This window comes from Picosynechococcus sp. PCC 11901 (assembly GCF_005577135.1).
Taxonomy (GTDB): domain Bacteria; phylum Cyanobacteriota; class Cyanobacteriia; order Cyanobacteriales; family MRBY01; genus MRBY01.
This window is the reverse complement of sequence record NZ_CP040358.1, coordinates 15,908-27,221: the sequence shown is the minus strand read 5'-3', so window position 1 is coordinate 27,221 and position 11,314 is coordinate 15,908. Positions and strand designations below refer to the sequence as shown.

Sequence of the window (11,314 nt, the reverse complement as noted above, 5' to 3'; positions counted from 1 at the left end):
TTGTAATTTCGGTTCCTTCTTATAAGGGAACCTCGATTAATTGCTTTTTTGACGATTTTTTGAGCCTGAAACAACGAGGATACGTTGCCGATCTGGCGAAATTTTGAATTTTTCGAGGTTCCCATAAATCGTTTTTAGGGCGCGATATTCCCGTCCCCGCTTCTGCAACACCTCAAAATCATGGATTTTAATGATGATTAACGGTTTACCTTCCGCTGTTGTTTCCGGAAGATTATCCAGTGGTTCCACATCCAACCAATAGAGAATCAACCCATCAAAGCTGGGGTCAGAGCAAGTTAACTTTTCCCATGCCGTTGTGCCGTCCCCATAACGCTGTTCAAAATACCTGAGAGTCCCCGTTTGGTTGTAATGCCGTTGCGCAACCAAAGGTTTAAGCGGCGAAACTTCCGTCAATAGTTGCGTTAAAGCAGTGCGTTGTTGCTCCACCAGTTCGGTGATCGCCGCCTCCACATTAAAATCAGATCCCTGCCAAATGCGCAGTTCATCCAATTGCTTACGGTGGGTAATTAAGCCTTTCTTTTTGAGTTTCTCAACTGCCTCTAACCAGACTTGTTTTTCCGTTGCATCTGGAATATCACATAATGCCCAAGCCACCAGATCCGATGTTGCCCGGAGTTTACCCGTTGCCGTTACCAGATTTAAGACACCGATAGTTTTGAGGAGTTTAATCGTATCCAATGAGCGATCCTTCGCATCCTCAATCAGTCCTTGAATTTCTACCCATCGCTGTAAATTTAACCGCGATGCCAACCCCGTAACCGTCTCTACAAAATAGTCATAGAGTTGGTGTAGCTTGAGAGTGGGTAAAGTTTGAGATTCAATGTTTGTTCCTTCCAGAAAATGCTTAAAAGAATTTGGCTCATCACTGGTTAAAAACGTAAACAAAGACCGATCATTCTGGGCATAGCGAGTGCAAAGCATCGGCAAAACCAGGGCAGTTAATGGATGTAAAGGATAAACATTTGCCAAGAGATCCGCCGTGATTTCCTGTTCCGAAACCGTTTCCCCAGAGCTTCGTACCATTCCCCCGCAAAACTATTGACACAAGCCTCGATTGGTTCAGCTTTTGTCCGGTCAATCACCTGACCAATTAAGCGAGTCATCTGGTTTGGGGATTCGGAGAAAGGAATATCTTCAAAACGACCTTGGATTTTATTCCATTCATTCTGTTCTGTCACCGAGAGGCGATCGCTATAGCCTCCAAAAGATTGATGGAGTAACCCAATAAAATAAACCTGATGCTCCCCTTTTAATTCAAGCTCGGCAATTTGTTGCAGTAAATATAAATCTTCTTGCCCTTGGTGACGTGCTGCATATTCTAGATTTTTGCCCAACTCATCAACAACTAATAAAATATGCGTCTTAGCTAATTGTGTTAGTTCTTTTAGAGCATCTAAAATGGTTTTGGTTTTAATTTTAACACCACTATATTCTGCTTCATAACGCTCATCTACCAAGCGCATAAAAAAGTCAGATTTACGTTGTTTTTTTGATAGGAAACGTTCTGCCCCATCCGTCAAAGCACGGGCTAAAGTCAATGTTAAGGATTCCTGTTGCCCTGTTGCCACTGCATTTAGTAAACCCTTTTCTGGAAGGTTCGCAATCGCCTCTAATTCAGGACTATTCTCAGGCAAAAAATAACGGGCAATATCCAATGCTACTTGATGAGCCTTGTTTTTTTGACCAGAACATAAACTCGTTAAGTAATGAACAAACGCAGATTTTCCTGTGCCATACACCCCGGTTAATGTCCATGCCCGATTTGTCTTAGTTTCAGAAAAAGCAGGCAAAATCCTAGCTAAAGTTGCCGCCGACCGTTCCGTTAAAACATAGCCCTCTACAGCGTCAGCCCGATGTAAATCACGCTCTAAATTGACAGAACGATGATAACGACGGTGAATTTCAAAATATTGAGTTAGAGTTACAGTCACGACAATTTCTCAAGGATAAAAACTAAATTATTGAGCAGTGTAATAATTTTCTAAAATGTTTTCAGCTAAAACTAAAGGTTCGTCTGTATTAAAGCTAAGCTGTAACTTGCCAGCAGCATCCTCTAATTTCAGCATGTCATATTTTTTGGCTAATATTTCAATGGCAGCACAGAGCGCACTCTCAGTTAATTTAAATACTTTACCTGGACTGCCTTGATCATATAACAAACTGCCGAGAGGAATCGTTCGTGCTGACTCATTCACTTGGTAAGCAAAATGTAACGCTGCATAGAGGATTATTTCAGGCACTAAAGAGGGTTTATAGCCAACGCGAAAAGTGTAGTGGCGATTATCTCCTGTGGGATAAATTAAGCCGAGTTCAACAAAGGGACAATCTAAAGAGTCTTCTGCGACAGATATTTTATGACTTGATTGTTTGGCATACATTCTGAGTAAACAACTCGCATCTTTTTTGAGGGAAGATAACGCTGTTTTACTAGATAGACGATCGCCGAAGTCTTCTAACTCCTCTAATAGTTCCCGATCCGTAAATTCCGCCCGGTTGAGAACATTAAACACAAAATACCAAGTCGTTGCTTCACAGGGAGCCTCAAGCAGCTTCCAGTGGAGCAGCCATAGGGATGCAGGATCTTCTAGATAGGTATCCCAACCGCGATCGCCAAGTAGTTTTTCACCAAATGTAGTCGGTTGATCATCCTCCAGAAGTTTGAAAGCACTGCACCAATAACGGATGGAGCGCACCATATTTTTCCCCACCCCCAACTGCACCGGAGCATCCTCATCAAGGAAAATATGGGAATTTTGTTTTGCCCGATCAAAACCTTTCTTAAGCCAACCAAAACGAGGATGAAAAGTTTCATGTCTTGCAAAGATTAGTTTCTGAGGCTGTTGGACAATGCCCAAGCTTATTTGTAGCGCCATAAGGTTTTTAGAATGAATGCGTTTATCATACCCTTCTGATGGAAATTCCCAGGGAAATGGTTACTTCCAGTTTGACTAGGACTCAGGCATTGATTATACTCCTACAATTTTCAAGAATCTTGATTCTTTAATCTTGATTCAAGATTCTTGAGTTGAGCCTGGAGTGTTTCAGGAGAATCAATATCCTGCCAGTCTAAAGGCATCGCCTTAAACAATTCCAATGCTGCCTGTACCCAAATTTCCTTAGGAATTTTGCTCCCGTGAAGTCGTTTACCTTGTTTGACTAGATCATCCAGCCAATCATTCACCTCAATCGGCAGGCGCAAATTAACCTTCTCTTTTTCCTCACTTTCCAAGAATCTTGATTCTTGATTCTTGATTCTTGACTTACTAGAAGCCTTGCGGGGAGTTGGTTTTACCTCTGGAGTATCCTCAGTTGTCTTAGTGAAAATGCTTTGGGAAGAGGTACTGGGGGAGAGGGGATTTTTACCGAGGGCAGAACCCTTTTTACCTAGTGCCATTGCTTAACCTCCTTGGTGAAATCTTGATAGGCGATCGCCCCTTTTCCTGTGGGGTCATAATCAAAAATTGATTGGGAGTGGCTGGGTGCTTCCCGCAGTTTAACCGTCTCTGGAATTAACGTTTTAAAGACTGCATCACCAAAATGCTCTGAAAGAGAAGCCAAAACTTCCTTGCTGAGGTTATTGCGAGCATCAAAACGAGTCGCTAAGACTCCAGTCACTTGAATAGGATGATCCAATGCAGAACGGATCAGTTCTAAGGCTCTCTCAATGGCACTAATCCCCAACAAACCCAGATAGCTCATATCCACCGGAATAATCACACCCTCACTCGCCATCAGTGCATTAATCGAGAAGACCCCAATATTCGGCGGACAATCAATCAGCACATAGTCATAATCATCCTCAATTTGGGTGATCGCCTTCCGTAATAACAGCTCACGACCCGGCAACCCAGAGATCGGAATCTCCTCTTCTGCCATGAGGATATTGGAGGGAACCACATCTAAATTTTCTTCAATGGCGATCGCCACATCAGGAATAGTCGCATTACGCCGGAGCACATCCTTAAGCTGCTGATCCAATTCCCAAATCTCAACACCGAGGGAAGCCGATGCATTCCCTTGAGGATCAATATCAATTAATAAAACCCGTTGCTTATGGAATCGAGCTAAGCCAACCGCCAAATTATAAGTTGTGGTTGATTTGCCGACTCCTCCCTTCATATTGAAAATAGACAATTTAATGGTCATAGCCATAAAAGCAAGATTATTCATTCAATAATATTGAATCAAGATTAAAGAATCAAGAATCTTGAAAATTATTCATGAGGGCGATTTCTAAGTTTCCATAAGTCATAAATTCAAGCGATCGCCTATTCTTCCGAAAATATATTCTCTAAATTCCGATAGCCACTAACCACCCGCACAATCTTGATACTGTCGTCACTCACTTGATAAAAAACGACATAGCCCATCACCAATAAACCCCGAAGATTAGGCCGAAGGTAATCATAGGATTTGCCGATGTAGGGAAACCGTGCCAAATACTGACATTTCTGACCAAAGGTTTTTACGAAGCGATCGCGAGTTATGTTTATTTCTGGTGTATGGAGGAGAGGAAAGAAAAAGCGTATCCTGCTGAATTAAGCAAAAACCAACAAGGATACACCCATGGATAAAGATAGTCTGATTTCGTTACCATCACCAGAAGCAACAGGAACTTTCCAAGACACATTAACGGAAATCCTACGTAAAGGTGCCTGTCAACTCATCGCCCAAGCAGTAGAAGAAGAGTTACAAAATTTTCTAGCTCAGTACAAAGACCAACGAGACAAACAGGGACGAAAAATGGTGGTACGCAATGGCTATTTGCCAGAACGCTCAGTCATCACAGGTATCGGAGAAGTCCAGGTAAAAGTACCAAAGGTACGAGACCGCAGCGGCAGCGGCATAAAATTCAATTCCTTGCTGCTGCCACCCTACCTAAAACGCAGCAAGAGCACAGAGGAGTTACTGCCATGGCTATATCTAAAGGGCATCTCAACAGGAGATTTCCAAGAAGCCCTAGGGTCATTACTGGGAGAGGAAGCAAGTGGATTGTCTCCAGCAACGATTAGTCGCCTGAAGCAGAAATGGGTCGGGGAGCATCAAGCCTGGCAACAGCGTTCCTTGCAACAAAAGCGCTATGTGTATGTGTGGGCAGATGGGATTTATTTCAACATCCGCGCCGAAGAAAGACAATGCATTCTGGTGCTCATCGGTGTGACGGAAAACGGCGAGAAAGAATTGCTAGCCCTAGCGGCAGGATATCGTGAATCGGCATTGAGCTGGAAACCCCTGCTGCTGAGCCTCAAACAGCGCGGCTTGGCCATCGCTCCAGAACTGGCCATTGGCGATGGTTCTCTGGGATTCTGGAATGCCTTGGCTCAGGTTTATCCCGAGACCCGCAAACAACGATGTTGGGTACACAAAACGGCAAATATCCTCGATAAATTACCCAAGAAACAACAAATGGAAGCGAAGGAGGGCATTTGGCAGATTTATCGCGCTGGGACTAAAGCCGATGCTCTACAAGCCTATGAGCGTTTTATCCAAACCTATGAAGCCAAATATCCAGAAGCGACAAAATGTCTGGAAAAAGACCGCGATAGTCTGTTTACCTTCTTTGATTTTCCAGCACCCCATTGGCAGCATATTCGCAGTACCAATCCCATTGAATCGACTTTTGCGACCGTGAGATTGAGAACCGATAAAACCAGAGGATGTGTTTCCAAGGCAACGATTCTGGCCTTGGTATTCAAACTAATGCAGAGTGCTCAGAAACGGTGGTTGCGCATTCGAGGCTTCAAATATCTTGCCGATGTCATTGAAGGAGTTCCATTTAAAGATGGATTGAAAGTTCAAAAAACACCCCCATCATCTCAACAACAGGATGCCGCTTAATTCTTTCTCATACACCAGATTTGACAATAGCCCAGCGATCGCCTGCCTCGATACTTTGGCCAAGGAAATAATCCGAAATCTCTTGAAGATCCTTGCTAGCAGATAGCGTAATACGCAGTTGTCTCATGCAGACTCAGCCCGAGCCAGATCAACTTTATTTTGGAGCTGTGCCATGACCATATCAAAACCAATGACCTGACCAACCTCAATATCCTGAAGCCCTTCATCAACTTTGAGGCGAGTCTCCTCCAGCCATGCCAAATAATCTGGATCAAGGTCTGAATTTTGCTCAGTGACCTGCTCTGCCAACAAAACTAATGCCGCATCAATGGTTTCCTCAAGGGAAGTATATTGACCTTGACGAGCTAAAGATTCCAGAATTCTACTTTGCTGTGTACTGAGGGTGATTTGCATAACATTTAGGCGTTCCAGCGGTGTTCTCTCAAGATAACCCATAGATTTCTGGAAGGACAGATGCTAAAGCCAGAAAGAATTCAATAATCTTGAATCAAGAGTCTTGAAAATTATTCATGGAGGCGATCGCCGCCCCAGTGTTTCTGCTGCACAAAAACCATCAGAATCAGCCATAGTCCTCTGGTTTAAGTTCAGGGGACAGGAAATATCGTGTCGTCCGCGCGATCGCCGATGACGGTTGTCTTTCGTTATTGAAAAGCCGCATACTGCCGCTTTACCTGTCCCCATTCAGGTTATTGCCTTGCGATCGCCCACTGCCCAACAAACCTTATCCTGCTGTCCCAGAGAGCCCTGTTCCCAAAGGTTACTTGCCGCCAACGAAACAGTTACTTGTCAAACCCCAAACAACCACTTGTCGGTGTAGGCGGAGCGACAGGCTAGAAATAAGGATGTCGCTGATCGCTCCGTAACTACGCTTCCTTAGCCGCGAAAAGGCATTTTAGCAACACCAGTCCGCCGGAGTCGGTTAGCCCGTGTCTTCTTACGTTGGCCTCCTACGTCGGCGATCATTGGCTGTCGGGCAGTTTTTATACGTTGGGGCCTAAGCAAGCTACGTCCCTAACCCGGCGTTTGTGGCGTGCTTTTTTTGTTTCTTGGGCGGCACGTCGCTAGTGGAGAGAGAAAGAGGTGGGTTGGAGGGGGTAGGGGTGTTCGGTGCAGCGTGTTTTTTTGTCCTTTTGTGTGTTGTCTAGGTGCGGGTTGTCTGTGGACTTCGGCGAGCTCAGTCGAGCCGTTCCTGTCTGGCTGCTTTTTTCGCCTGGGGGCTATTGGTTTGTGCCGTTGCCCCTGCCGCTCGTGGGCCTTGCGGCCCTGCGGGTTTAGATCAGAGTTAGCTGTCTTTGTTCTGCCCAGCTCGGCACTTGGCTACCGTCGAGAGGGTAGATTGTCACCTTTAGCCCTTTTTTGATTGCATAGGCGATCGTTCCCCAGGTTCCCGACCCGTGCCCGCTGAAGGGTTTTGTAGGGGTGCAGGTTTCCGGGCAGGGTTTGTTAGGGAAGGCGATCAGCTCAGTTGCATCGTTGATCATCCGCTGACTTCTGGCGGCGAACTGCCATCTTTTCCGGCCTTCCACATGGTAGATGGTGAGATCTGTTTTTTCTGCGTAGTGTTCTGCTACTAGGGCGTCTAGTCCTTTAGCGTCTCCTACTCCGACCGCTGGAGGGTTTGCGGGAGGAGGTTTAGCACTTGTTTGATTTCTTGCGGTGTGAGTTTTCTAGGGCCGCTGAATGCGAGCATAGCTTGTTCTCTCTCTTTACTAGCTACCTCTATATTTTACCTTGTTAACTAGGTATATTGACTGCTTTATATATTAGCTTTTCTTATGGGTTGTTCGGGTATTTTGGCTTGTTAACAAGGTAATTTGCGGCTATAATAGGAGCAGGCAAGGAGGAAAGTACCAGTTTCCAACCTCGCCCTAACAACCACAACTAAGGACATTTAGTTATGACCGCTTTAGATATTTTACGGCAGCTATCGGAGATGGCTGACCGGACGGCCTATAGCACTACAATTGGCCGCTACCAGTTCGAGACTCAAGATTTAGAAGTGCCCTATGGTGCTTGGGTTTGTTGGAACACCCGTTATCGTTTCAGCTTTACGGCTGTTGTTCCTGGCTTAGGCGAGATTTGCGCTGAGTCTGATATGGAATTTACCCAACCTTTAACCAACGCAGACATCGATCAGCAGTGGGAAAAATTAGCCTGGGATGCCGTTTATTTTGAGGCACACAGTTTGGAAATTAAATATCCCTGCTGTGACTTCTTCCCTCTTGGTTGCCTTACTAGGGAGAGATTCATGATGAGAACGTTTTATCCACCGCTTTATTACTACATTCTCAAGTCTCCCTACTCAGGCACTTGTTTTGTTTCTCGCTTATCGGCCTATTGGCTTGCGGAACAGGTGGCTGATGGGTGGCAGGTGATCGCTAGTTATCCCACCTTGCAGGAAGCGCAAGAGCACTTATTGAGCTTGCCCAAGGGACGCGGAATCATTAGCGCCTAACTCTACTGCCTAGCCCTCTTTTGGAGGGTTGGGAGAGTTTCCCCCACCTTGTTTAATCTTTTCAGGAATTTAAAAATTATGTTGACTCTAACCGATACCCCTCGGATTTATGTCGCTTGCCTTGCGGCCTACAATAACGGTTTTTTACATGGGACTTGGATTGATGCTGACCAAGATGCTGATGATATCCAAGAGGCAGTAGAAGAAATGCTCAAGACTTCCCCAGCCTGGAAGCTTGGCGACATTTGCGAGGAATGGGCGATCCACGACTATGAAGGATTTGGCGACATCCAGATCAGCGAATGGGAAGATTTCGAGACTGTGGCCGCTTTAGGAGAGGCGATCGCCAACCATGGCCCTGCCTTTGCTGCTTTTTATAGCGACAATCAGTATGGTGACGTTGCCTCAACGGTTGAAGCTTTCGAGGATGCTTACCAGGGTATTTACGAAGACAAAGAAGACTTTGTTTATTCCCAGCTTGAAGACCTTGGCACCCTCGATGCTTGGGAAAAGGCAGGCATGATGACCTGCTACATCGACTTTAAGGCGATCGCCCGTGACTGGTTCATTTGTGACTACTTCTCAGAACCGACATCCAAAGGTCAAGTTTACGTTTTCGCCTACCTATAACCATCACCCCCAAAACCTAGCCTCCTTGGGGAGGGTTGGGAGGGTCATATTCACTTCTCAGGAATCACAACGATGAAATATCAAGACTGGCTTAATTTATTGACAACCCTTGAAACCGCCAACAAGCATCTGTATCCCTTGACCCTAGATATTGAAGCAACTATCGACAGCGACATTGTAAAAGTGATTTTTACAGCCCCCAACGGAAAACGCCAGACAGATTACTTCCCAGCCTGTGAAGCTGTGGCGATCACCCAAGAAGTCGCCAACGGGAATCTATTCACAATCATTTGGGACTGGATGGAGTATGGCGCACTCCCACGGGAACAAACTCAAGCACACCTGAACGAACTCCATGCCGAAGATGAACCGAACCGCGCCTGTGATGAAGCCTATCTGATGGCTTATGAGTAACACCCATGCCCTCCTATTAATCCTTAGCCTGCCCTAGCAGGTGAGGAGGAGTTAGTCAGACCCACAAACGAACCATGAACAAACCCAACGCTAAAGCCATGGCCCAGGAGCTTATCAAACTCCGCAACTACATCGAGCAGCACTATTCCCGCACCTGGAATGTAGAACAAGCCCTTGGTAAACCTGGCACCACCCGACTCTACAAACTTTTGAACAAGCAGAAGAAATTCTATTGGAAGACTAAATACTATGACTACCACCACAACCCTCAAACCCAACGCCCCAGCAGCATTGGCGAATGGACATTGAAGCAAACCATTGAGACTTTATCCCGACCTATCCCTGATGCCTCCTAGGCATCAAAGACCGGAATATCACTTACTTACCCTGGCACAATGCCGTGAAGATTCTGGATAAATATTGCCCTGCCTGGACTTGGGAAATTGTGAAGATGGAAACCACAGGCGATCGCCTATTTTTGACCGGACGATTAACCCTCGCCGTTGCCGAGGGACGAGTCTACCGAGAAGCCACTGGCACGAAACTCTCAAATTAGTCAAGCGCAGCGGAGAAGTGGTCGAGCATCCCTATGGCGATCCATCCAGTAATGCCGAGAGTATGGCTTTCCGACGAGCCTGTGCCAAGTTTGGCTTAGGACTATATCTCTACCAATAACGATAAAATTCGCCCTGGGCACAACCTTTTGCTAAAGTGCCCAGTTTCCCATTGGTGTAAACGATATGGATACGAACACAGCTAAAGCCCTTGGTTATGAGTTCACCCACACCGCCCTCACTGAACTCAACCCAGACGATGACCCACAGCATTTAAGCGGTTCATCCTTGGCCACTAAGCAACCCCCCAAATTCGTAACGCCCCACCCCCAATCAAACAAGCATTCAAGGAAGGCATTCTCGAAGCAATGCTTGAAATCGCATTAGCAGAAGATAGGGATGTTTGCGATGTCTGATCCCATAGCAGCATTTAGCCCTTTTTGAGTAGGTTGCTCAGTCTGCTAAACAGTAGAATAAACTTGTTAACTAGAGGAAAGGCCATGTCAAAACTAAACACTCTCCCTAAAAAATTTCAGGAAGTAGCCCGTGCAAAATATGGCGACCTCAAAAAAAACGAAGAAATGCACCCTTCTGTTTTTGGCGTCAGATTGCCCGTGGACATTGCTGAAAAACTACTGAAAGAAGATGGCAGCAAAATACTCCTTACTCAGGAGCATCCTCATTGAAGTCATTCGCAATCAACCAGAGCTCTTTGCGGCGATCCAAGCGAAAGTCGCCAAGCTTGAAACGAAGTAATGAATTGCAATATTCGTCGCTAGTAGTTGCAAACTTACACTAGCTTTGAGTATAAATATTAAAAGGCCCTCGTCTCTGAATGTTTCGCAGCATCGAGACAAGGGCAATAAAAACTTATCTTGTTATATCGATACTAACATGAACAATATTGCTTGTGCATCCCCCACGTCTGAAAAATTTTATAAACTCACTGAAGCTGAGTATCTAGCAGCTCTCCAACTCAAGCCCGCGAACGCGATTTACTCTTTTATCTCCGCGTTCGTGATCCCTTTGGCGATGGCCTTGAAATCAACGTTGCTGAAATTGCCGAAGCATTAGGCCGACACCGCGCCACAATTAACAGCGCCCTCAACGTCCTCAGAAACAAGGCTGGTTAGAACATGGCTTCAAAACCGTCAGGACGATCGCCCTCAAAACCAAAGAGGCGATCGCCGAAGCCGTTCAATCAGTGCAAGAGGCCATCACCCCAACCCCCAATCTAAAAACAGATCCCCCAGAAGACCAAAAATTTTACGCAAATTCCCACGCGACAAACGAAGTCTCAGGACAACAACTGTCGCGTACAGACGACAAATGAAGTCTCAGGACAACAAGCAAAGTCTCCACACAACAATCAATCGCTAAA

Annotated in this window: 14 protein-coding genes; 7 read left to right on the top strand and 7 right to left on the bottom strand. The window is 45.7% G+C overall.

What is annotated here, in order from left to right:
- Window positions 1–36 precede the first annotated feature (36 nt).
- From FEK30_RS16845 to FEK30_RS00885, 6 genes are all read right to left on the bottom strand, one after another.
- The gene (locus tag FEK30_RS16845; RefSeq protein ID WP_181445651.1) at window positions 37–1,044 is read right to left on the bottom strand and encodes a hypothetical protein; all 1,008 of its coding nucleotides are present in this window, start codon (window positions 1,042–1,044) and stop codon (window positions 37–39) included.
- Complete coding sequence (locus FEK30_RS16840; RefSeq protein ID WP_181445650.1) at window positions 960–1,952, bottom strand: DUF6079 family protein; 993 nt, start codon at window positions 1,950–1,952, stop codon at window positions 960–962. Before FEK30_RS16840 ends, FEK30_RS16845 begins: the two co-directional genes overlap by 85 nt.
- Window positions 1,953–1,979: 27 nt before the next feature.
- Window positions 1,980–2,894, bottom strand: coding sequence for a DUF4007 family protein (locus FEK30_RS00900; RefSeq protein WP_138071210.1), 915 nt, complete (start codon window positions 2,892–2,894; stop codon window positions 1,980–1,982).
- A gap of 110 nt (window positions 2,895–3,004) precedes the next feature.
- A complete protein-coding gene (locus FEK30_RS00895) occupies window positions 3,005–3,415 on the bottom strand; it encodes a hypothetical protein (protein WP_138071208.1) in 411 nt (136 codons plus the stop codon).
- The gene (locus FEK30_RS00890) at window positions 3,406–4,173 is read right to left on the bottom strand and encodes a ParA family protein (RefSeq protein ID WP_255447821.1); all 768 of its coding nucleotides are present in this window, start codon (window positions 4,171–4,173) and stop codon (window positions 3,406–3,408) included. Before FEK30_RS00890 ends, FEK30_RS00895 begins: the two co-directional genes overlap by 10 nt.
- Window positions 4,174–4,289: 116 nt before the next feature.
- Window positions 4,290–4,508, bottom strand: coding sequence for a type II toxin-antitoxin system RelE/ParE family toxin (locus tag FEK30_RS00885; RefSeq protein WP_255447830.1), 219 nt, complete (start codon window positions 4,506–4,508; stop codon window positions 4,290–4,292).
- A gap of 79 nt (window positions 4,509–4,587) precedes the next feature.
- Here FEK30_RS00885 and FEK30_RS00880 point away from each other — a divergent pair, with 79 nt between their 5' ends.
- Window positions 4,588–5,859: an IS256 family transposase gene (locus FEK30_RS00880; RefSeq protein WP_138071019.1), complete on the top strand. Its 1,272-nt coding sequence runs from the start codon at window positions 4,588–4,590 to the stop codon at window positions 5,857–5,859.
- A gap of 123 nt (window positions 5,860–5,982) precedes the next feature.
- On the opposite strand, the gene FEK30_RS00875 is transcribed toward FEK30_RS00880, so the two are convergent.
- A complete protein-coding gene (locus tag FEK30_RS00875; protein ID WP_138071205.1) occupies window positions 5,983–6,315 on the bottom strand; it encodes a hypothetical protein in 333 nt (110 codons plus the stop codon).
- A 1,462-nt stretch (window positions 6,316–7,777) separates the two neighbouring features.
- Here FEK30_RS00875 and FEK30_RS00870 point away from each other — a divergent pair.
- The 6 genes from FEK30_RS00870 (at window position 7,778) to FEK30_RS00845 (ending at window position 10,619) form a co-directional block, all read left to right on the top strand.
- Window positions 7,778–8,335, top strand: coding sequence for a hypothetical protein (locus FEK30_RS00870; protein WP_138071203.1), 558 nt, complete (start codon window positions 7,778–7,780; stop codon window positions 8,333–8,335).
- A gap of 78 nt (window positions 8,336–8,413) precedes the next feature.
- Window positions 8,414–8,965, top strand: a complete 552-nt coding sequence (locus tag FEK30_RS00865) for an antirestriction protein ArdA (protein WP_138071201.1) — start codon at window positions 8,414–8,416, stop codon at window positions 8,963–8,965.
- Between the two features lie 72 nt (window positions 8,966–9,037).
- Window positions 9,038–9,379, top strand: a complete 342-nt coding sequence (locus FEK30_RS00860) for a hypothetical protein (protein ID WP_012308512.1) — start codon at window positions 9,038–9,040, stop codon at window positions 9,377–9,379.
- A 74-nt stretch (window positions 9,380–9,453) separates the two neighbouring features.
- Window positions 9,454–9,735, top strand: a complete 282-nt coding sequence (locus FEK30_RS17000; RefSeq protein ID WP_138071199.1) for a hypothetical protein — start codon at window positions 9,454–9,456, stop codon at window positions 9,733–9,735.
- Between the two features lie 44 nt (window positions 9,736–9,779).
- Window positions 9,780–9,935 (top strand): hypothetical protein, encoded by a 156-nt coding sequence (locus FEK30_RS16995; RefSeq protein WP_255447820.1) that lies wholly within the window; start codon window positions 9,780–9,782, stop codon window positions 9,933–9,935.
- Between the two features lie 498 nt (window positions 9,936–10,433).
- The gene (locus tag FEK30_RS00845) at window positions 10,434–10,619 is read left to right on the top strand and encodes a hypothetical protein (RefSeq protein ID WP_138071197.1); all 186 of its coding nucleotides are present in this window, start codon (window positions 10,434–10,436) and stop codon (window positions 10,617–10,619) included.
- Window positions 10,620–11,314 lie beyond the last annotated feature (695 nt).

Excerpts from the sequence above, each read along its gene's own strand:
- FEK30_RS00890 (WP_255447821.1), bottom strand. The coding sequence starts at position 4,173 with ATGGCTATGACCATTAAATTGTCTATTTTCAATATGAAGGGAGGAGTC.
- FEK30_RS00865 (WP_138071201.1), top strand. The coding sequence starts at position 8,414 with ATGTTGACTCTAACCGATACCCCTCGGATTTATGTCGCTTGCCTTGCG.
- FEK30_RS00860 (WP_012308512.1), top strand. The coding sequence starts at position 9,038 with ATGAAATATCAAGACTGGCTTAATTTATTGACAACCCTTGAAACCGCC.
- FEK30_RS00845 (WP_138071197.1), top strand. The coding sequence starts at position 10,434 with ATGTCAAAACTAAACACTCTCCCTAAAAAATTTCAGGAAGTAGCCCGT.
- FEK30_RS17000 (WP_138071199.1), top strand. The coding sequence starts at position 9,454 with ATGAACAAACCCAACGCTAAAGCCATGGCCCAGGAGCTTATCAAACTC.
- FEK30_RS00875 (WP_138071205.1), bottom strand. The coding sequence starts at position 6,315 with ATGGGTTATCTTGAGAGAACACCGCTGGAACGCCTAAATGTTATGCAA.
- FEK30_RS00870 (WP_138071203.1), top strand. The coding sequence starts at position 7,778 with ATGACCGCTTTAGATATTTTACGGCAGCTATCGGAGATGGCTGACCGG.
- FEK30_RS00880 (WP_138071019.1), top strand. The coding sequence starts at position 4,588 with ATGGATAAAGATAGTCTGATTTCGTTACCATCACCAGAAGCAACAGGA.
- FEK30_RS00895 (WP_138071208.1), bottom strand. The coding sequence starts at position 3,415 with ATGGCACTAGGTAAAAAGGGTTCTGCCCTCGGTAAAAATCCCCTCTCC.
- FEK30_RS00900 (WP_138071210.1), bottom strand. The coding sequence starts at position 2,894 with ATGGCGCTACAAATAAGCTTGGGCATTGTCCAACAGCCTCAGAAACTA.
- FEK30_RS16845 (WP_181445651.1), bottom strand. The coding sequence starts at position 1,044 with ATGGTACGAAGCTCTGGGGAAACGGTTTCGGAACAGGAAATCACGGCG.